We start from the raw sequence: 18410 nt of genomic DNA on the forward strand, positions 1-18410 counted from the left end.
GGAACTAATATGAGTGCAAAAGTATTAATCGTAGACGACGCCGCTTTCATGCGGATGATGATCAAGGAAATCTTATCGAAGAACGGCTATGATGTCGTCGGTGAAGCAGAAAACGGACGCGAAGCGGTCTCTAAGTACAAGGAATTGACACCGGACCTCGTCACGCTAGACATTACGATGCCTGAGATGGACGGAATCTCTGCGCTTAAAGAAATCAAAGCGTTTAACCCTGCCGCTAAAGTCATCATGTGTTCAGCAATGGGGCAACAGTCGATGGTCATCGATGCGATTCAAGCAGGTGCAAAAGATTTCATCGTTAAACCGTTCCAAGCGGATCGTGTACTTGAAGCGGTCTCGAAAACTGTCTCGTCATGAAAAAAGTGACTTTGCTGATTTGTCTCCTGTTTCTGCTTGCGCTTCCTGTGCAAGCGGAAACAGTCGAAGAAAAATTGAATCCAACTCAGAGTGATGCACCGACGACTCAGCAAGTCGATGAGAGTCCTTCCATGGCGTTGACTATCTTCAAAGGAGTCGTCGTTCTCGTCGTTTTGATCGGCGGATTCATCCTCGTGACACGATTCATTCATGAACGGACACGAGGTGTGAGACATTCTGGTCGATTGACTCACCTAGGTGGTGTACCACTAGGAAAGGATCGATCGGTCCAGTTAGTGAAGGTGCAGGACAAGATTTATGTCGTAGGTGTTGGAGAGAACGTACAGTTGTTAGATACACTTGATGATTTAGAGGGATATGAGCCGATGGATCTTGAAGAGTCTTCATCTAAAACGGGATCTTCACCGTTTCTTGAGACATTCAAACAACAACTCGAACAATTGCAAAAGAATCGAGGACGCTCATGAACACGATTGAAAATCTAATCTCACTTGATACTCCGTCAGGAACAGCGACATCGATTAAGCTACTTGTGTTACTGACGTTGTTATCCCTTGCGCCGTCACTGCTCATTTTAATGACCTGCTTTACGCGTGTTGTCGTTGTGTTGTCTTTTGTCCGTTCTGCTCTTGGAACACAACAGACGCCACCAAACCAGCTCCTCGTTGGACTCGCTTTGTTCATTACATTATTCGTTATGTCGCCTGTCTTATCTGAATTAAACACGACGGCCTTAAAACCATATATGGCAGATAAAATCAGTCAAGATGAAGCGTTTGATAAAGCGGGAGATACGATGAAACGGTTCATGTCGAAACACACGCGAACAAACGATTTAGAGTTGTTTTTAAAATACGGTAATTATGAAAAACCAGAAAAAATTGAAGATATTCCACTTGTCGCACTTGTTCCAGCTTATGCGATCAGTGAATTAAAAACGGCCTTTCAAATCGGGTTCATGATTTTCATACCTTTCCTTGTCATCGACATGGTCGTTTCGAGTGTTTTGATGTCGATGGGGATGATGATGTTACCGCCGGTCATGATTGCGTTACCGTTTAAGTTATTGTTATTTATTCTAGTTGACGGCTGGCACCTGATCGTTGAATCACTGCTCGTCAGTATGCGTTAGGGGGAGAAAAGATGACTCAAGAAATGATTATTCAGTTGGCAAGCTCTGCTGTCTGGACATTACTCAAGGTATCGGCTCCCTTATTACTTGTCTCGCTCGTCGTCGGTCTGCTCGTCAGTATCTTGCAGGCGACGACACAGATTCAGGAACAGACGCTATCGTTCGTTCCGAAGATCGTTGCCGTATTTTTAGCACTTGTCTTCTTTGGACCTTGGATCATGCAGGAGCTACAGACCTTTACGATTGATCTATTCAAACAAATCGCTGAGGTTTCCCGAAAATGACGTTACTTTCTTTCCTGAGTGTTTTTTTGCTCGTCTTTGGACGGATCGTTGGTTTTCTTGTCGCGGCGCCTTTGTTTTCATCAAAGCAATTACCAGCGCAACATAAATTAGCGCTTGCTGCGGGACTTGCTTACTTTGCGAGCTACGCCGTGAAGACAGATGTTCGTGTAGAAGACTTCGATTTTTTCTTTCGGATGGGAACGGAAGTCTTAGTGGGGCTAGCTCTTGGCTTACTTGCTAGTTTTTTATTGTATGCCCCACAAATCGCGGGCTCGATCATCGACTTGCAGATGGGTCTTGCAATGGCTTCTGCTTATGACCCGATGTTTGGCGGGCAGTCACCCATCGTCGGACGATTTTATTACATGCTGACGTTACTTGTCTTGCTCGCTTCTGATATGCATCTGATTTTACTTGACGGAATTTACACGAGTTTTCAAATCTTTCCGCCAGGCAGTCTGATTGCGGTATCAGGGGACGCTGGAATGAGCCTTGTCATCCGTGTCGTTGGTCTTGCCATGTTAACTGCGTTACAAATGGCGATGCCACTTGTCGTTTCCCTATTTTTAGTGGATCTCGCACTCGGATTCCTCGCGAAGACGGCACCTCAGTTCAACATTTTCGCGATTGGTTTTTCCGTCAAACTGCTGATGGGATATGTGATTCTATTTTTATTAGCAGGTGCAACGATCACAGGAATCGGTCGATTCGTTCCGTTGTTGCAGGATGTACTTGCAGATGCCATTCGATTACTAGGAGGTTGAGGACATGCATTCATATCGATTACGCCTTGATCTTCAGTATTTCGCTGGTGAAAAGACGGAAAAGGCGACACCTCGAAAGCGGGATGACTCCCGTAAGAAGGGACAAGTCGCAAAATCAGCAGATTTAACAAGCAGTTTCATGTTGTTCGCCATGTTTCTCGTCCTCTATTTTTTTGGTCCGTTTCTAGGACGGCGTTTCGTTCTCGTCCTGCAAGATGGTCTTAGTGCTAGTCAAGTCCTGCAAGCGGTTGAAGAAGGACGAGTTGAACAGATTCTCATCGAGATGCTGATGCAAATGGGGATTTTAGTCGCACCTTTCTTTTTAACAGCGGTCGTGATTGGTATTCTCGGAAACTTCGTCCAAATCGGTGTGCTTTTAAGCGGTGAGGCGATTCAGCCGAAACTGGACCGGATCAATCCGCTTCAAGGCGTCAAACGGATCGTGAGTGTCAAAGCACTTGTCGAGTTTTTGAAATCGGTCTTTAAACTGCTGGTGATCGGTGTAACAAGTGGAACAGTCTTATGGAACAACAAGGTCGAGATCTCGAGATTGACCTCGGAACCGATTGGCGATGCGTTAGCTATCATTGGTCATTTAACATTTTTACTCGGTTTATCGGTCAGTATCGCCTTGATTGCATTAGCCATTCTTGATTTTGCCTATCAGAAATTTGATTTCGAGAAGTCGATCCGAATGAGTAAGCAGGATTTAAAGGACGAGCATAAAAACACAGAGGGTGACCCTCAAATCAAAGGAAAGATTAAACAACAACAACGGGAGATGGCGATGCGGCGGATGATGCAAGAAATACCAAATGCCGACGTCGTCATCACGAACCCGACCCATTATGCGGTAGCGATCCAATACGATGACGGTAAACATATGGCACCGATCGTCGTTGCGAAAGGCGTAGATGCTGTCGCGTTCCGGATTCGGGAGAAGGCGACAGCAGCTGAGGTCCCGATTGTTGAAAACCGTCCGCTCGCGCGGGCGTTGTTCGCTCAATCAGAAATTGGTATGGCAGTGGATGAAACGTTCTATCAGGCGCTCGCTGAAACACTCGCCTTTGTCTATCAACTGAAACAAGCAAAATGAAAGGATGAAGCATCATGAGTATATCAACAAGAGATTTAACGGTCCTGCTAGGCGTCATCATGATCGTCTTCATGCTCGTCATTCCACTGCCCGCTATCATGCTCGACTTTTTGATCATCATCAATATTCTCATTGCCTTGATGGTATTGCTCGTTGCGATGAATGCCAAAGAGGCACTAGAGTTTTCTGTCTTTCCTACATTGTTATTGATCGTTACCTTGTTTCGTCTTGCGCTTAACGTCTCGACGACACGGGCAATCCTGTCAAACGGAAACGGTGGCGAAGTCATTGAAGCATTTGGTGATTTCGTCGTCGGCGGAAATGCCCTCGTCGGCTTCGTCGTCTTCTTGATTCTCGTCTTAATCCAGTTCCTCGTCATCACGAAGGGTTCGGAACGGGTCTCGGAAGTGTCGGCACGTTTTACGCTTGATGCGATGCCAGGGAAACAGATGGCAATCGATGCTGACTTGAATTCCGGTATGATCGATGAATTACAAGCTCGGACCCGCCGCCAAAAAATACAGTCTGAAGCAGACTTTTACGGTGCGATGGACGGTGCCTCGAAGTTCGTTAAAGGAGATGCGATCGCCGGAATCATCATCGTCATCATCAACTTAATCTTCGGTATGATCATCGGTGTCGTTCAGCAAGGTTTACCGATGGCGGATTCAGTCGAACTGTACACGTTACTGACAGTCGGAGACGGACTTGTCAGTCAGATTCCAGCCCTTTTAATTTCGGTGGCGACCGGGATCATCGTCACGCGCTCGACTTCAGACGGAAACCTCGGTGAGGATGTCATCGGTCAATTGGCACGGACACCTTTACTTGTCGGAATCGCAGCTGGGGCAATCTTCTTACTCGGATTGTTCACAGCAATTCCCGATTACGTCACGATGCCGATTGCAGCCCTGTTCGGCTTCTTCGCTTGGCGGATGAAGCAGACGACGAAGACGATGCAAGAAGAAGTTGCGGTCGAAGAAGCACCGAGTGAAAACTTACGATCAAGCGAATCAGTCATTTCCTTACTCAATGTCGATACGATTGAATTCGAATTCGGTTACGGATTGATTCCACTCGCTGATGAAGCCCAAGGCGGCGATTTACTCGATCGTGTCGTCATGATTCGTCGGCAGCTAGCGCTTGAACTCGGATTCGTTCTACCGACCGTTCGGATTCGCGATCATCTGCAGTTATCCCCGAACCAGTATCGAATCAAGATTCGCGGAAGTGAGATGGCAAGTGGTGAGCTTTTACTGGATCATTACTTAGCGATGAGCCCAGGTGTCGATGATCCAGAAATTCGAGGTATCGAAACGGTCGAACCAGCCTTTGGTATGCCAGCACTCTGGATTGATGAACAGACACGTAGTCGAGCAGAGATGTCAGGGTATACGGTCGTTGATCCACCATCTGTCGTCGCGACACATTTAACGGAGCTCTTAAAGAAACATGCCGCTGAATTACTCGGACGAGAAGAGACGAAACAATTAGTCGACCATTTGAAGGAATCGCATCCGATTCTAGTCGAAGAAGTCACACCACAGCTGTTATCGATCGGTGAACTTCAAAAAGTATTCGTTCAATTACTAAAAGAAAAAGTTTCGATTCGAAATCTACCATTGATTTTCGAAACGCTCGCAGATTATGCAGCTGTGACGAAAGACAGCGAATTGCTCGCGGAATATGTTCGTCAATCCTTATCGCGTCAAATTACGGAACAGGTCATGCAAGGAGATGTCTTGCACGTCGTGACGATCTCAAGTGAGATGGAACTGGATATCCAGTCGGCCATCCAAAAGACGGAGTTCGGTAATTATTTAGCGCTTGATCCCGAAAAGGCGACACGTTTCATCGAGACGTTGCAAGAGCGAGCAATGGAATTCGAACGATACGGGGCGCATCCGATCATCCTGACTTCTCCAAGTATCCGGATGTTCGTTCGTCAATTGACAGAACGCTATTTTCCAGATATTCCGATTTTGTCCTATAACGAATTAATGCCGACGATCGAAGTCAAGAGTATTGGGGTGATTTAAGAGATGATAGTCAAAAAAGTCACGGCGGATTCTGTTAGCGAGGCCATGGAACGGATCAAACGCGAACTCGGGAACGATGCCATTATATTAAATACTCGCCACATCAAAGTGGGCGGATTCTTTGGTTTATTTGCGAAGAAAAAAGTGGAATTGGTTGCATCGGTGGATGAACATGTCTCAAGCGAACCTGTCGGCTCGAAGCAAGCAACGAGTCGACTGGAGGTTGTGGAAACCATTCAACCAGTACCAGTGCGTCCGACGATTGTTACGGTCGGCGAGCGACCATTGCCAAAAGAATTGCGACATTATGCGCCGTTACTGGCTGAACCAGCGTTACAGCAGGTATCTGAACGATTACACGAGCGGTTATTGACTGCGTATTATCAAACACAACAAACGGAGTTAACGGATCTCTTGACGGAAGAAGTGAAAGCGTCATTACGCGTGACACCGTCGACTGCACGGTATGTCATGTTGGCAGGACCGACGGGTGTCGGAAAGACAACGACCATCGCTAAGCTTGCTGCTCACCATGCTCTCATTAAAAATCAACGAGTTGGACTCATCACGACCGATACATACCGGATCTCAGCGATTGAACAATTAAAAACATATGCAGACATATTAGGCATTCCGATTCATGTCGCTTATGATTTGGATGATTTCGAACGAGCCAAGCAGGCGTTAGCATCGTGTGACATCGTACTTGTCGATACAGCGGGGCGAAATTTCTTAGACGAAGCGTATGTGGAGCAGTTACGAAGTCGGCATGATTTTGCGGATACGGATGTATTTTTGGTTCTTAGTTTGACCTCGAAATACCGAGATTTATTACAAATCCACGACCGTTTTGGCAAGATTCCCTTATCTGGAATCGTCTTTTCGAAAGCAGATGAAACAAGTGAACTCTGGTCGATTTTCGGACTCGCGACCGAGACGAAGTTGCCGATCTATTGTGTGACGACGGGGCAAGAAGTGCCGGAAGACATCACGTTCGCTACGGCGGATGAGTTATCCCGAATGATTGTCGAGAGAGGGATGAGATGATGCGAGAAGATCAAGCACGTGTCTTACGATCTAAAGTGACCGTCAAGGAAACGAAGACGATTGCCATCGTGAGTGGAAAAGGTGGCGTCGGAAAAACGAATGTCGCGGTGAATCTTGGCGTGGCATTATCGTTGCAAGAAAAACGAGTACTCTTGATTGATCTTGATATCGGGATGGCGAACATCGGGATTCTATTCGGTAAATCATCGAAGTCATCCTTGATGGAATGCGTCAAACGACGAGAATCACTCCAGCACGCAATCGTGGAACAGTCTCCATCCCTTCATTTCATTCATGGCGGGAGTGGATTTGCGGAACTGACGAATCTGACGAAGGAAGACGTGATGTTCCTTCTACAGGAGTTCCAATTTTTCTATGAATATGACTATGTGTTACTCGATTTAGGAGCCGGTGCGAATCATCAGACATTTGATTTCATCAGTAGTGCAGACGAAGCATGGTTGATTGTCACGCCAGAGCCGACTTCGATCATGGACGGTTATGCGTTTGTCAAACTGGCACACCATCATGCGACGGATCTTCCGATTTCCGTCGTCGTCAATCGGGCTACGAATGGTGGAGAAGCACTTGAAACGTTTGATCGACTAGCGCTCGTCAGCCAACAATTTTTACAAAAGCCACTGCGCTTTACCGGTTTTTTGCCGGAAGATCCGACAGTCGTTAAAGCAGTCAAGGCACAGATGCCATTTTACTTGATGGATCGAACGAGTGACGTCAGTTGGCGACTCGATCATATCACGACGTCTCTAACAGGTGTACAAGTCAAAGAACGGAAGTTTTTAGATCGATTGTTACATCGTCTGAAAAAACGAAAAGATCATGTCCGTTAAGATTAAAGGAGGGTATCAGTCATGGACTTAAATGAATATGTGGGGTTGTTCCTCGATGAGTCGATGGAGCATTTACAAGCAATCAATACAAGCTTATTGGTTTTTGAGGAGCGGCGAGACGACGAGGCGGTCATCGATCAAATTTTCCGTTCTGCCCATACGTTAAAAGGGATGGCAGGAACGATGGGATACGACGCAATCGCTGATTTAACGCACGAGATGGAGAGTGCCCTTGATTTAGTCAGATCGAAAAAACAACCTGCTACTGCTGAACTGATCGATGTTCTCTTCGTAGCCGCCGAGCAATTAGAGACGATGGTAGAAGATATCAGTCGAGGTGGGAAAGGAAAGCTTGACGTCACTGAAACAGTGAGACGTTTACAGCAGTTCATTCGTCCCGAGCAAGAAGAAATCGTTCCAGTTACATCTATAGTTGCTTCACAAACCTTTGAATGCGACGTTTACTCGGAGGCAGTCGTCAAACAATCGATTGCATCCGGTTATCAAGCGTATATCGTCCACGTCGAACTCTCGGCGGACGTCATTTTAAAAGCGGCACGCGTTTATATGGTGTTTGATCGTTTACAACAACTCGGAGATGTCATCTTATCGAACCCGACATCTGATGAACTGGAGCAGGAGCATTTTGAGACGACGTTCTCAGTCTTGTTCGTGACGCAACAAGATCAGGTGACGATTCAAGAAGCGATTGCTTCTGTATCCGAAGTTGCGACAGTAACGATCGACACATTCGAGACAACACCTGAAGCGGAGGTGGCGACGTCCACACTGCCGCAGGAAGTTCCTGTGCCGACATCTGTCTCTGCATCAGTAGCTTCACCGGAATCATCCGACCAGACAGACATATCTGCGCCTGTCGCTTCGAAAACGATTCGTGTTAACCTCGAGCGAATCGATCGTTTGATGAACCTGTTCGAAGAGTTCATCATCGATCGCGGACGTTTGGAGCGTATTGCAGCAGAAGTCAGCTCACCTGAATTGACAGATACGGTCGAACGGATCAAACGAGGTACGAATGAATTGCAATCGCTCGTCCTAACGTTACGGATGATGCCGATCGAACAAGTGTTCAACCGATTCCCAAGAATGGTGCGTTCCGTTTCGAAAGATGTCGGAAAACATATCAAATTACACATTACGGGTGCCGAGACGGAACTTGACCGTACAGTTATCGATGAGATCGGTGATCCGCTCGTCCACTTGATCCGAAATGCCATTGATCATGGGATTGAGAACAAGGCAGAACGTATTTTAGCAAATAAGCCGGTCGAAGGAAATCTTTCGCTACGTGCTTATCACTCAGGAAACCGGGTCTTCATCGAGATTGAAGATGATGGAGCCGGTATCAATCACGAACGTGTCACACAGATCGCGATTGAAAAAGGATTGATTACGGAAGAAGAAGCAATGCAATTAACGATGGAAGAGGCTTCGATGCTGTTATTTGCACCTGGTTTCTCAACGGCAGAAGAAGTCACCGACTTGTCTGGTCGTGGTGTTGGTCTCGATGTCGTCAAATCGAAGATCGAGTCACTGGGCGGAGAAGTGTTCGTCGAGACACGTCGAGGAGAAGGAACGATTTTCCGAATCAGTTTACCACTGACGCTATCGATCATCTCAGCCATGCTCGTAGAACTCGGACAAGAGACGTATGCGATTCCATTGACTGCCATCATCGAAACAACCTCTTTACGTAAATCAGCCATTCTACAAGCACACCGGGAAAAAGTATTTGATTTCCGTGGGCAGTTGGTTCCGCTTATTTCGTTAAATGAGGTTTATGGGTTGCCGCAACATGAGGCAGAAGCCTATTCGGTCGTCGTCGTCCGGAGTGGTGAAAAATTAGCTGGTTTGATTGTATCTGAATTGATTGGTCAACAAGAGATCGTCATGAAACCACTTGGCAGTTATCTTGAAGGAATCCGTGCCATTTCTGGTGCGACGATTCTTGGAGACGGGCAAGTCGCGTTGATCATTGACAGCAATGCACTATTACGGAAGTGAGGGGAACGAAGATGGAACAAAAATGGGTTGTTTTTCAATTAGAAGATAATGCATACGGTATTGATGTACAGTCTGTTCGTTCAATCGAACGGCTCATCCCGATCACGCGGATTCCGAACGCTGCATCTTATGTCAAAGGAGTCATCAATTTACGCGGTGTCGTTACGCCCGTGATTGATTTGCGTGCTCGTCTTGGATTCGAGTTAGCGAAAGAGACAGAAGAGACACGCATCATCATCGCCACTTTAGAGCATGGAGATGCTGGATTCATCGTCGACCGGGCAAACGAAGTCGTCGAATCAACGGATGTTCGCATTGAACCGCTCAGTGAACAAAAGCAGGAGGATGCCTCATATTTGACTGCAGTCGCCAAAGGCGATCAGCAATTGTTCTCGTTGATTGAACCGAATCGCTTATTTGAGGACATCGTTCATGCTTAACCCAAACGAACGTGACATCTTAAGAGAAGTCGGCAACATTGGAGCCGGTCACGCGGCAACGGCACTTTCTACTTTACTCGGACAGCCGATTGAGATCGAAGTCCCTTCTGCTGAGCTGGAGGATTTCACGACGATCGTCGAGCGAAGTGGAGGAGCTGAGACGTATACTGCTGGTGCACTATTACGTTTTTCTGGAGACATTCAAGCCACGTTACTCTTTTTGATGCCACTACGCGATGCAGAAAAACTTGTGAGTCAATTGATGCAGACGGAATTCCACTTTTTTTCCGAGTCCCACGAAATGGGGGTTTCCGCATGGGAAGAAATTGGGAATATTTTAATAGGAGCGTATGCTCGGGCTATCTCCGATTGGCTTAACTTATCGTTACATGTCAGTGTTCCTGCATCGGCATTTGATATGGTAGGTGCGTTACTTGAAGTAGCCTTACTTGAATCAACGACTCCTGGAAATATGGCTGTCTATATTGACACGCACTTGTCTAGTGCAGGAAACGATTTGACCGGACATTTACTTTTGTTGCCTGAAGCGAACGCCTTTCAGACGGTCTTTGAACGATTGGGTGTGGACATGAATGGATGAAATCGTACGGATTGGCATTGCGGAGTACGCCATCAGTAAGCACCCCGTCATTTTACGAACGGCAGGTCTTGGATCGTGTGTAGGCGTTGTCATCTACGACCTGGAACAAGGGTTATCGAGTATGGCGCATGTCATGTTACCTGATTCAGCTATCAGTCGGAATCGGGAGCTTGAAGTCGGGAAGTTTGCCGATACGGCAATTCTAGAAGTAGCCCGCCAACTTCGAGCAAGTGGTGCCATCCGATTACGTGCGAAGATTGCTGGCGGGGCTCAGATGTTTCAATTTAAATATGAACATGAATCAATGCGGATCGGTGAGCGAAACATCGCTGCGGTCAAAGCAATGCTTCAACAAGTCAAAATTCCACTCGTTGCTGAAGATGTTGGCGGCACGAATGGACGAACGATCGAGTTCCACTCACAATCAGGGCGTCTCGTCATCCGGACGGTGAATGTCGGGACGCTGGAAATCTAGAGGAGGAATGGTCATGCGTGAGGAATTACAACAACTTTGGGATCGATGGCTGACCACACGCGATATTGCGGTGGCAGACCTGTTACTTCACAATTATGAACCACTTGTTCAATACCACGTTCAGCGTTTAAGTGCGACATTGCCTAAAAGTGTCGATCGAGACGAGTTGAAAAGTTTAGGGATGATGGGATTGTACGATGCGCTTCAAAAATTCGATCAAAATCATAATAATAAATTCGACACGTATGCCGCCTTTCGGATTCGAGGAGCTATTTTAGATGGGCTTCGTAAAATCGATTGGTTACCACGTTCCTTACGCGAAAAAGCAAAGCGGGTCGAGGCAGCTGTCGAGATCCTAGAACAATCCTTGCAACGGACGCCGACGATAGAAGAAGTCTCTTCTATCGTCAATATGACACCAGACGAGGTCAAGGGTGCGTTAGCAGAAAGTTATTTCGCGAATGTATTATCGATCGATGAAGCAGTCACGTTACAAGATGAGGGAAAAGCGATGACCGTCTCCTATCTTGATCCGGATACCGCTACACCAGAAGATATGTTGTTAATGCGTGAGTTGATTGCTAAACTGGCAGAGGAAGTCGAAGGGTTATCAGAAAAAGAACAACTTGTCGTTTCTTTGTTCTACTATGAGGAATTGACGCTTACTGAAATTGGTGAAGTTCTCGGACTCTCGACTTCCCGTATTTCGCAAATCCATTCCAAAGCGCTTCGTAAGTTGAAAAATGCGCTCGGAAGTGCCTATTTAGCAGATCGTGTCGCCATGTGAAAGGGAGAATTATGACTGTCGTTTATATCTTATTAGCTGCACTCGTCTGTTATGCCCTGCTAGTTTTATTTCGTCAGCAGGCGGCGCTCAAAGACCGGATCACACATTTAGAACGCGAAAAAAACGAGACGGAACAAGTGTTATTACATTTCATGGAGCACGTCAACGCCATGACGGATACATCTATATATGAGACAACCGAACCCGTTGATCAAGTACCGGATGCGTCTTTACAAATAGTGCAAGTTGCTACAAATGAGAAGCCAGAAACCGTCGAAGTCGAACGGTCCGTTTCAAAGGAACCATCGTTAACGGATGTCAAGCAGGCACTACGAGAAGGAGCAGATCTTGAGACGCTTGCACGATCTTTGAATCGGGGGACCGGCGAGGTGGCTTTGATTGCTAAACTTTCTCATCAAACGAAGGTTGCCCCTCGGTAATCTTTATGCTATATTAGTCTACGGTGTTAATTACGCACGCATGTATCGCCAGCTGCGGTGCCTTTAATAGGTTAGCTGGACAGACGATCATCGCGGAGGACATCCAAAACCCAAAAGGAGGAATTCATCATGGCAGTAATCTCGATGAAACAATTGTTAGAAGCTGGTGTACACTTCGGTCACCAAACACGCCGTTGGAACCCAAAAATGGCAAAATACATCTTCACAGAACGGAACGGAATCTACATCATCGACCTTCAAAAAACGGTCAAAAAAGTAGACGAAGCATATAACTTCATCCGTGAAGTAGCGTCTGAAGGCGGAAACGTTCTTTTCGTTGGTACGAAAAAACAAGCTCAAGACACTGTGAAAGAAGAAGCGATCCGTGCAGGTCAATACTTCATCAACGAACGTTGGTTAGGTGGAACTCTCACGAACTTCTCTACAATCAAAAAACGTATCAACCGTTTGAAACAACTCGAAAAAATGGAAGAGAACGGTACATTCGAAGTTCTTCCTAAAAAAGAAGTCATCATTCTTAAAAAAGAAATGACTCGTCTTGAGAAATTCCTCGGCGGTATCAAAGATATGCCAGGTGTTCCGGATGCACTCTTCATCGTTGACCCACGCAAAGAGCGTATCGCGATTGCAGAAGCACACAAACTCAACATCCCAATCGTTGCGATTGTTGATACTAACTGTGATCCAGACGAAATCGACTACGTCATCCCAGCGAACGACGATGCGATCCGTGCAGTCAAATTGCTCACTGGTAAAATGGCTGACGCAATCCTCGAAGTTAAACAAGGCGAAGATAACGTAGCACCTGAAACTACTGAAGAAGTAGTAGCAGACGCTGAGTAATTCGTGATGCCAGGTGATAAAGGGAATCGACCTTTTATCACCTTTTTTTTGAAACTAAGGATGTTATAAGGAGGAATATCGAATGGCTATTACAGCAGCAATGGTTAAAGAACTTCGTGAAAAAACAGGTGCAGGTATGCTCGACTGCAAAAAAGCACTCGTTGAAACTGACGGTGACATGAACGCAGCAGTAGATTTCTTGCGTGAAAAAGGGATCGCTAAAGCAGCAGCAAAAGGCGATCGTATTGCAGCTGAAGGGTTGACTGCAGTTGCAGTTGACGGCAACAAAGCGGCACTCGTCGAAATCAACTCAGAAACAGACTTCGTTGCGAAAAACGAACGTTTCCAAACACTCGTTCAAAACATCGCAGACGCTGTTCTCCGTAACGGCTCTGAGACAGCAGAAGCTGCTCTTGCTTCTGAATATGAAGCAGGTAAAACAATCGACACATACATCTCAGAAGAAGCTTCAACAATCGGAGAGAAAATCTCACTCCGTCGCGTAGCGCTCTTCACAAAAGCAGATGATGCAGTCTTCGGTTCTTACCTCCACATGGGGGGACGCATCGGTTCAGTCGTCGTCATCGAAGGTACGACAGACGAAACAGTTGCAAAAGACGTTGCAATGCACATTGCAGCAGCACGTCCACTTTACGTTGACCGTACTTCTGTCACAGAAGAAGAAAAAGCACGTGAAGAAAAAGTCCTCACTGAGCAAGCATTGAACGAAGGAAAACCAGCTAACATCGTTGAAAAAATGATCGTTGGTCGTATGAACAAGTTCTTCGAGGAAATCTGCCTTGTCGATCAAACGTTCGTCAAAGATCCAGACTTCAAAGTTGGTAAATATGTAGAATCTAAAGGCGGTAAAGTCGTGTCATTCGTACGCTTCGAAGTTGGAGAAGGTATGGAAAAACGCGAAGAGAACTTCGCTGAAGAAGTTATGAACCAACTTAAAAAATAAGAATCGGGATCATCCTGATGACAAGAGAAGGAACACGTATGCTTCAATCCACTTTCGTGTGGAAGTGGTTCGTGTTCCTTTTTTACGGAATTTAGCAAGGGGGACATAGTCATGCAACCGAAATATAACCGGATTGTGTTAAAATTGAGCGGAGAAGCGCTCGCAGGAGATCAAGGGTTTGGAATCAATCCTGTCATCGTCAAATCTATCTCGGAACAGATTCGCGAATTAGTTGAACTGAACGTTGAAGTAGCGGTCGTCGTCGGAGCTGGAAACATTTGGCGTGGCAAAACAGGTGCAGAACTTGGGATGGACCGGGCCAACGCCGATTATATGGGGATGTTAGCGACAGTCATGAACTCGCTTGCGCTTCAAGACAGCTTGGAAGATGTAGGTGTCGAGACACGCGTCCAAACATCTATCGAGATGCGCCAAGTAGCAGAACCGTACATCCGCCGCCGTGCGATGCGTCACCTTGAAAAAGGACGCGTCGTCATCTTTGCAGCAGGTACAGGGAACCCGTACTTCTCGACAGATACGACAGCTGCTCTTCGTGCAGCTGAAATCGAAGCAGAGGTCATCTTAATGGCGAAAAACAACGTCGATGGTGTGTACTCAGCTGACCCGAATGTTGATCCAGAAGCGAAGAAATTCGAGACGCTCTCTTACTTGGACGTCTTAAAAGATGGACTTCAAGTTATGGATTCTACAGCAACTTCACTTTGTATGGACAATGACATCCCGCTCATCGTCTTCTCGTTGATGGAAGAAGGTAACATCAAACGTGTCGTCATCGGTGACGAAATCGGGACAATCGTAAGGGGGAAATAATATGTCAAAAGAAATCTTAAAACAAGCCGAAGAACGGATGGAGAAAGCACATCTTTCACTTAAGAAAGAACTTGCGACGCTCCGCGCAGGTCGTGCAAACGTTGCGATTTTGGATCCCGTTCAAGTCGAATACTACGGTTCACCGACACCACTCAATCAAGTAGCGAACGTCAATACACCAGAAGCACGTCTGATCTTGATCACTCCTTGGGATAAATCAATGGTCAGCGAAATCGAAAAAGCGATTCAACGTGCTGATCTTGGTCTTGCGCCGTCGTCTGATGGTACGGTCATCCGTCTTGCGATTCCACCATTAACGGAAGAGCGCCGGAAGGAACTCGTCAAACTCGTCAAGAAGTATACGGAAGAAGGTAAAGTTGCCCTCCGTAATATTCGTCGTGATACGAACGAGCAGTTAAAGAAACAAGAAAAAGATGGTGCATTGACAGAAGATGATCTGCGTGGATACACAGAAGATGTTCAGACGTTGACAGACAAGTTCGTTAAACAACTTGATCAGACGGCAACGGAAAAAGAACAAGAAATCATGGAAGTATGACGCGACGGATCGTCATGGGGGGGACTCTTTGTCACACGAAGAGTCCCTTTCTTCATAATTGAGAGAGGAGGAAGTGCGGATGTTTCAATGGTTGAATCAGACGAAAGAAACCGAAATCTATGATCGGGTTCCAGAGCATGTCGCTATCATCATGGACGGAAACGGTAGATGGGCACAAAAACGCGGACTTCCGCGTATCATGGGACATCGCGAAGGTATGAAATCGATTCGTGAAGTCGTTCGGGTTGCAAATGAACTCGGCATTAAGAGTCTGACATTATATGCTTTCTCGACGGAGAATTGGACGCGTCCGGAAGAAGAAGTGAGTTTTCTCATGAAGCTGCCGGCGCAATTCTTAGAGTCGGATTTAAAAGAGTTAGACGCGCAAAATGTTAAAGTCGAGGTAGCAGGAGAAGTATCACGCCTCCCTCATTTTACACGTGAGGCAGTGGAACAAGCGAAACTGGATACGCAACATAATACAGGACTTCGTCTGATTTTCGCTCTGAATTATGGAGGACGCGATGAACTCGTTCAAGTCATGCAAAAACTGGGCGAACAGGTTCAGGCAGGAACACTGTCACCGGATGCGATTACAACGGAGACGATTGAACGCGAGTTGATGACAGGATCCGTAACCGACGTCGATTTCGTCATTCGAACGAGTGGGGAACAACGGTTATCGAACTTTTTACTTTGGCAAGCGGCATATGCGGAGTTTTATTTCACAGACGTCTTGTGGCCAGAATTTCGCCGAAATGCTTTCTTAGCAGCAATTGAAGATTACAATCAACGGACACGCCGATTCGGTGGCGTCTGATTAAATGAGGAACTAGCTTATGAAAACTCGAATCATCACAGGGATATGGGCTGGTGCTATCTTTTTGGCACTTCTGTATCTCGGCGGACTTCCCTTTTTAGCATTTATGGCAATCTTAACGCTTCTCGGATATACCGAGCTCGTTCGGATGCGACAATGGAGCGGCTCACGCGTTCCTCGGATTCTGTTTGGTATTGGGACGTTATTGCCTTTCGTTGGTATTTATGAAGAAGCAGTCGATCAGACGCTTCCGATCGGACTTTCGCCAATCGCTTGGGCAATGATCATTTTATTGATCGGTCTCTTCTGGAACGTATTTTCAAAAAATGTCTTTACGTTCGATGATGTTGCGTTTTTACTGCTGACGGCCGTGTATGTCGGTGTCGGTTTTGCATCATTCGCCTATATCCGCTTACTCGAACACGGATTAACGTTGTCACTGTTGATTATCCTCTTGATCTGGTTCACGGATTCAGGCGCTTACTTCGTCGGGAAACGATTCGGTAAGAATAAACTGTGGCCGTCGATCAGTCCCAATAAAACGATCGAAGGGGCAGTCGGTGGCATATTGCTTGCCATCTTACTCGGTGTCGTATTTGAAGGTATCGAACCGACAGTCGGTTTTGGGAAAGTCATTGTCCTTGCCATCATCGTTGCCGTCGTTGGGCAACTTGGTGACTTGGTCCAGTCTGCTTACAAACGCCATTATGGTGTGAAAGATTCTGGAACGTTACTACCGGGTCATGGTGGTATTCTAGATCGGTTCGACAGCATGATGATCGTCTTTACGGTCCTCGTCGTACTTGATATCTTTGCTTGAGGAGGCACTTCATTATGAAGAAAATCAGTATCATCGGTGGTACAGGATCGATTGGTACGCAGACGCTCGATGTCATTGCGGCTAATCCAGACCTTTTTGAATTGACGAGTTTTGCATTTGGTCGAAACACGACGGTCGCCATACCGTGGTTGAACCGTCTGCAACCGATGCTTGTCGGCGTCCAAGATGAGACGACACGTCAAGAACTCGAGCAACACTTGACTTATCAGCCAACGATCGTTGTCGGTGAAGAAAAATTGCTTGATGTCGTGACGCATCCCGAAGTCGATACGGTCATTACAGCGGTCGTAGGAGCTGTTGGCTTACGTCCAACGCTTGCTGCAATCGAGGCGGGTAAGACGATTGGTCTTGCGAATAAGGAGACACTCGTCACGGCAGGTCATCTTGTCATGAAGTTGGCACGTGAGAAAAACGTGACGATCTTACCAGTTGACAGTGAACATGCGGCGATTTTCCAATGCTTAAACGGGGAACGTCGTGAAGATGTGCGTCAAATCATCTTGACGGCTTCAGGTGGTAGCTTCCGCGACCAAACGCGGGATGAGTTAGCGAATGTTACGGTCGAACAAGCACTAGCGCATCCAAACTGGTCGATGGGAGCAAAAATCACGATTGATTCTGCGACAATGATGAACAAAGGGTTCGAAGTCATTGAAGCACATTGGTTATTTGATGTCGATTATGCAAATATCGATGTCGTCATTCACCGTGAATCCATCATCCACTCGATGGTCGAATTCAACGATGGTGCGGTCATGGCACAACTTGGTATGCCTGACATGCGAGAACCGATTCAGTACGCTCTTACATATCCGTCCCGCCTTGAAATTCAAGGGGGAGAACGGTTAAACTTAAAGGAAATCGGACGCCTACACTTTGCTGATGCTTCATTTGAGCGTTATCCGTTGTTACGACTTGCTTTTGAAGCAGGTCAAGCCGGCGGATCGATGCCATCAGTACTCAATGCTGCGAACGAACAAGCGGTGGATCGCTTCTTAAAAGGAGACATTCGCTTTTTAGAAATCGAAGCGAGCGTTGAGGCGGCGCTTCAAGCTCATGAACTTATCGAGGAGCCTTCCTTGGATCAAATCCTTGAGGCTGATCGATGGGCGCGTGAGTTCGTATCGTCTCTTACATTCGCTAACTAAGGATGG

The 18410-nt window shown here is 46.6% G+C and carries 22 protein-coding genes; all 22 read left to right on the forward strand.

The window, feature by feature from the left end:
* Positions 1–9: 9 nt before the first annotated feature.
* The 22 genes from Q9R23_RS03505 to Q9R23_RS03610 all read left to right on the forward strand — a co-directional run bounded on the left by Q9R23_RS03505 (position 10) and on the right by Q9R23_RS03610 (position 18404).
* Positions 10–375, forward strand: a complete 366-nt coding sequence (locus Q9R23_RS03505) for a response regulator (protein WP_035407009.1) — start codon at positions 10–12, stop codon at positions 373–375.
* A complete protein-coding gene (locus Q9R23_RS03510) occupies positions 372–863 on the forward strand; it encodes a flagellar biosynthetic protein FliO (RefSeq protein ID WP_214854506.1) in 492 nt (163 codons plus the stop codon). The genes Q9R23_RS03505 and Q9R23_RS03510 overlap by 4 nt, the downstream gene beginning before the upstream one ends.
* Positions 860–1528, forward strand: a complete 669-nt coding sequence (gene fliP / locus Q9R23_RS03515) for a flagellar type III secretion system pore protein FliP (RefSeq protein WP_023468706.1) — start codon at positions 860–862, stop codon at positions 1526–1528. Before Q9R23_RS03510 ends, fliP begins: the two co-directional genes overlap by 4 nt.
* 11 nt (positions 1529–1539) lie before the next feature.
* A complete protein-coding gene (gene fliQ / locus Q9R23_RS03520) occupies positions 1540–1812 on the forward strand; it encodes a flagellar biosynthesis protein FliQ (protein WP_023468705.1) in 273 nt (90 codons plus the stop codon).
* Positions 1809–2576 (forward strand): flagellar biosynthetic protein FliR, encoded by a 768-nt coding sequence (gene fliR / locus Q9R23_RS03525; RefSeq protein WP_311246415.1) that lies wholly within the window; start codon positions 1809–1811, stop codon positions 2574–2576. The genes fliQ and fliR overlap by 4 nt, the downstream gene beginning before the upstream one ends.
* Positions 2577–2580: 4 nt before the next feature.
* Positions 2581–3672, forward strand: coding sequence for a flagellar biosynthesis protein FlhB (gene flhB / locus Q9R23_RS03530; RefSeq protein WP_035407021.1), 1092 nt, complete (start codon positions 2581–2583; stop codon positions 3670–3672).
* Positions 3673–3686: 14 nt separating this feature from the next.
* The gene (gene flhA / locus Q9R23_RS03535; RefSeq protein ID WP_311246416.1) at positions 3687–5711 is read left to right on the forward strand and encodes a flagellar biosynthesis protein FlhA; all 2025 of its coding nucleotides are present in this window, start codon (positions 3687–3689) and stop codon (positions 5709–5711) included.
* 3 nt (positions 5712–5714) lie between these two features.
* Positions 5715–6758 carry a flagellar biosynthesis protein FlhF gene (locus tag Q9R23_RS03540; protein WP_290759221.1) on the forward strand — a complete coding sequence of 348 codons (1044 nt, stop codon included), beginning with the start codon at positions 5715–5717 and terminating at the stop codon, positions 6756–6758.
* Complete coding sequence (locus Q9R23_RS03545) at positions 6755–7609, forward strand: MinD/ParA family protein (protein WP_311246417.1); 855 nt, start codon at positions 6755–6757, stop codon at positions 7607–7609. The genes Q9R23_RS03540 and Q9R23_RS03545 overlap by 4 nt, the downstream gene beginning before the upstream one ends.
* Before the next feature lie 21 nt (positions 7610–7630).
* Positions 7631–9634, forward strand: a complete 2004-nt coding sequence (locus Q9R23_RS03550; protein WP_290759215.1) for a chemotaxis protein CheA — start codon at positions 7631–7633, stop codon at positions 9632–9634.
* Between the two features lie 11 nt (positions 9635–9645).
* On the forward strand, positions 9646–10074 hold the full coding sequence (locus Q9R23_RS03555; protein WP_035407036.1) for a chemotaxis protein CheW: 429 nt from the start codon (positions 9646–9648) through the stop codon (positions 10072–10074).
* Entirely contained in the window at positions 10067–10675 is a 609-nt protein-coding gene (locus Q9R23_RS03560; protein WP_035407039.1) for a chemotaxis protein CheC, read from the forward strand. The genes Q9R23_RS03555 and Q9R23_RS03560 overlap by 8 nt, the downstream gene beginning before the upstream one ends.
* Positions 10668–11150 (forward strand): chemotaxis protein CheD, encoded by a 483-nt coding sequence (locus tag Q9R23_RS03565; RefSeq protein WP_035407042.1) that lies wholly within the window; start codon positions 10668–10670, stop codon positions 11148–11150. Before Q9R23_RS03560 ends, Q9R23_RS03565 begins: the two co-directional genes overlap by 8 nt.
* A gap of 13 nt (positions 11151–11163) precedes the next feature.
* Positions 11164–11937, forward strand: coding sequence for a FliA/WhiG family RNA polymerase sigma factor (locus tag Q9R23_RS03570; protein ID WP_035407044.1), 774 nt, complete (start codon positions 11164–11166; stop codon positions 11935–11937).
* A gap of 11 nt (positions 11938–11948) precedes the next feature.
* The gene (locus tag Q9R23_RS03575; protein ID WP_214854492.1) at positions 11949–12377 is read left to right on the forward strand and encodes a hypothetical protein; all 429 of its coding nucleotides are present in this window, start codon (positions 11949–11951) and stop codon (positions 12375–12377) included.
* Positions 12378–12506: 129 nt separating this feature from the next.
* Positions 12507–13241: a 30S ribosomal protein S2 gene (rpsB, locus tag Q9R23_RS03580; RefSeq protein ID WP_012370721.1), complete on the forward strand. Its 735-nt coding sequence runs from the start codon at positions 12507–12509 to the stop codon at positions 13239–13241.
* Positions 13242–13323: 82 nt separating this feature from the next.
* Entirely contained in the window at positions 13324–14205 is an 882-nt protein-coding gene (gene tsf, locus Q9R23_RS03585) for a translation elongation factor Ts (protein ID WP_023468693.1), read from the forward strand.
* Between the two features lie 111 nt (positions 14206–14316).
* Positions 14317–15036, forward strand: a complete 720-nt coding sequence (gene pyrH / locus Q9R23_RS03590; RefSeq protein ID WP_029342047.1) for a UMP kinase — start codon at positions 14317–14319, stop codon at positions 15034–15036.
* A gap of 1 nt (position 15037) precedes the next feature.
* Complete coding sequence (gene frr / locus Q9R23_RS03595; RefSeq protein WP_023468691.1) at positions 15038–15595, forward strand: ribosome recycling factor; 558 nt, start codon at positions 15038–15040, stop codon at positions 15593–15595.
* Between the two features lie 79 nt (positions 15596–15674).
* Positions 15675–16415 (forward strand): undecaprenyl pyrophosphate synthase, encoded by a 741-nt coding sequence (locus Q9R23_RS03600; protein ID WP_311246418.1) that lies wholly within the window; start codon positions 15675–15677, stop codon positions 16413–16415.
* A 19-nt stretch (positions 16416–16434) separates the two neighbouring features.
* Positions 16435–17235: a phosphatidate cytidylyltransferase gene (locus tag Q9R23_RS03605; RefSeq protein WP_311246419.1), complete on the forward strand. Its 801-nt coding sequence runs from the start codon at positions 16435–16437 to the stop codon at positions 17233–17235.
* Positions 17236–17249: 14 nt separating this feature from the next.
* The gene (locus Q9R23_RS03610) at positions 17250–18404 is read left to right on the forward strand and encodes a 1-deoxy-D-xylulose-5-phosphate reductoisomerase (RefSeq protein WP_308101741.1); all 1155 of its coding nucleotides are present in this window, start codon (positions 17250–17252) and stop codon (positions 18402–18404) included.
* Positions 18405–18410: the final 6 nt, after the last annotated feature.

The organism is Exiguobacterium sp. BRG2 (assembly GCF_031844245.1).
Lineage (GTDB): Bacteria > Bacillota > Bacilli > Exiguobacteriales > Exiguobacteriaceae > Exiguobacterium_A.